This window comes from Paenibacillus forsythiae T98 (assembly GCF_000520735.1).
In the GTDB taxonomy this organism is placed as follows: Bacteria; Bacillota; Bacilli; order Paenibacillales; family Paenibacillaceae; genus Paenibacillus_AQ; species Paenibacillus_AQ forsythiae.
Map to the genome: position 1 here is coordinate 1 of NZ_ASSC01000753.1, position 2627 is coordinate 2627.

At 57.9% G+C, this 2627-nt stretch carries 1 protein-coding gene; it reads right to left on the reverse strand.

Features of this window, described 5'->3' with window-relative positions; all coding sequences use genetic code 11:
• The coding region (locus L692_RS29965) for a type I polyketide synthase (protein WP_036725126.1) at positions 1-2627 on the reverse strand (2627 nt) is incomplete at both ends.

Below are 2627 nucleotides of genomic sequence, written 5' to 3' on the forward strand. Positions count from 1 at the left end.
CACCAATCTTGCCGCGTCCGCAAGACCGACAGCGCCCGCGAGGCAAGCGGCGGCCCATTCCCCGATGCTGTGACCGAGCAGACAGGCGGGCTGGATGCCCAAATCCAGCAGCAGTCTGCCCAAGGCATAGTCCATCGTAAAGACGGCCGGTTGCGTCATATTCGTCTGCGCAAGAAGCTGATTATCGGCTTCCTCCCCGTAGAGCAAATCGGCAAGCTTTAGATTCAGAAAGGGATAAAAAGCCTCGGAGCAACGGTCCACATACTCCCGGAAAGCGGGAAATTGATCGTACAGCGCTTTGCCCATCCCCGCATACTGCGCGCCTTGTCCGGTGAACATAAGCGCAATCTTCGGCGGGTTCAAGGCCGGGGCCGACTCCGGCGAAGCGCTCTTCAGCTTGCCGATCAGGTCCTCTACCGACTCGGCTACCGCATGGAAGCGGTGCGGCAGCGCCGTGCGCGTCACATTTTCCGTATAGCAAATCTCCCCGAGCGAACACTCCCCGGCTTGTTCAAGAAAGGCGGCTAGGTCCGCTTTTTTCCGCTCCAGCGCGGCACGGGTATGAGCGGACAGCCCGATAACATGCTTCGGCCGCTCCGGATACACCTCCTTGTTAACCGTGTGCTCCTGCGGCGCCTCCTCTACAACCAGATGGCTGTTGGTGCCCCCGAAACCGAAGGAGTTGATCGCCGCCCGTCTGGCCGCACCATCGGCCACTTTCCATTCTCTGGCTTCGGAGAGTAAATAGAAGGGCGTCTGCTCAAATTTCAGCATGGGATTCGGATGAACCACATTCACCTGCGGCGGCATCGTCTGATTCCGCAGAGCCATGACGATCTTGATAAAGCTGGCGATTCCCGCCGCCCCCAGCAGATGTCCGATATTGGATTTTACCGAACCGATGGCAATCGATTCCCTTGCAAGCTCCCAGCGCTTGAAGGCTTTGTCCAGCGCCCTTACTTCACTCGGATCGCCTATTTTCGTGCCCGTTCCATGGGCTTCCACATACTGAAGGTCCGCCGGATTCAGCTCATTCCGCAGATAGAGAGACTCAATTAATTCCCGTTGCCCGTCAGGGTTGGGAGCCATGACCCCGATGGAGTGCCCGTCATTGTTGATTTCGCTGGCCTTGAGCACCGCCAGGACGGGATCTCCGTCTTTGCGCGCCTGCTCAAGCGGCTTCAGCATCACCAGCCCGGCCCCTTCCCCGGGCACGAAGCCGTCCGCGTCGGCATCAAAGACGCTGCTGCGTCCGTTAGGCGATAAAGCGCCGGCATTGCTGAAATATTGATACGAGGTAGGCGTCAGCAGGAGCGAGACTCCTCCGGCTATGGCGGATTCACATTCTCCCCTGCGGATGGACTCGGCTGCCAGGTGAAGCGTAACGAGCGACGAAGAGCAGGCTGTGTCCACGGCCATGCTCGGACCTTTGAAATTGAATTCCTGCGAGGTGCGCGCCGGAATCATATTGACAATATTGTCGACCAGCAGATTGGAATGGGCGCCGGTGAATCCCAGCTTCCGCCTCCACTCTTCCATAATCCGCTCCTGCTGCTCGCTGCTGAGCACGGCGAAGCTGTCGAAGCTCTGGAGCTTCATCCGGTTCAAGGTATTCAGATGATATTCGAAATAGGAGTTTCCTCCCGCGCCGACGAATAATCCAACCTTTCTCCCGCTCATTTGTTCCCGAGAATAGCCCGCCCGTTCGATCAGCTCATACACCAGCTCCAGAACCATGCGCTGCTGCGGGTCCATCACCGCCGCTTCTTCTTCGGAGATGCCAAACAGGCTGGCGTCGAAGCCGTAGGGATTGTCAAGAAAGCCCCCTGTACGGCAATAGGTCTTGCCAAATTCCGGGTACGGGCTATAATAATCGTCAATGCTCCAGTGACTGGCGGGGACTTCCCCGATCGACTGCTCCCCCTGGACGAGCTTATGCCAAAACTCCTCCGGGCTGGAAGCTCCAGGGAAGCGGCAGGCCAACGAGATCACGGCGATATCCCCGCTTCCGGGCTTGCTCCCGCTTGAAGCTGGCAGCTTCTTCCGTCCTTCGGATGGGCTGGCATTTGAGTTCAGCCAGGCCGCAAGGTACTCATCCATGTCCCGCACGGTACGGCACTTGATCAGCAGATCATGAGTCAGCTCCACAGACAGCTCATCCTCCAGCGCCCCCAGAACCTGCATCGCCTTCAGCGAGGTGCCTCCCAGAGAGAGGAACGGCTCATCGTACGGTATGGCCTCAACCGGTTTTCCAAGAACAGAAGCCCATATCCCCCTGATTTTGTCGGCAAAATCTCCAGCGGCGGCCGCATTGCCCGGCTTGTGCTCCGGCTTGGCCGGTACAGCTTCGGCGGTAAAATAGTCGGCCGGATACGTCTTGTCCCGAAATTCTCCCTTTTGGAAGGAACCGACGAGATTGAAGCGCTGCACTTTGCCGCTTGTCGTCTTGGGGATGGAGCGTATAAAGGAGACGTAATCGACAGGAATCCCCATCGTTTCGTTGATGTGGCGGAGGATTCTGGAATAGACCGGTTTCACGTCCTTCTCCTGCAGCCGCTGAGCCGAGAACAGCCCCACCTTTTCTTTTCCCTCTTCCTCATCATGCCAGCCGCAAACGGCTATTTTTC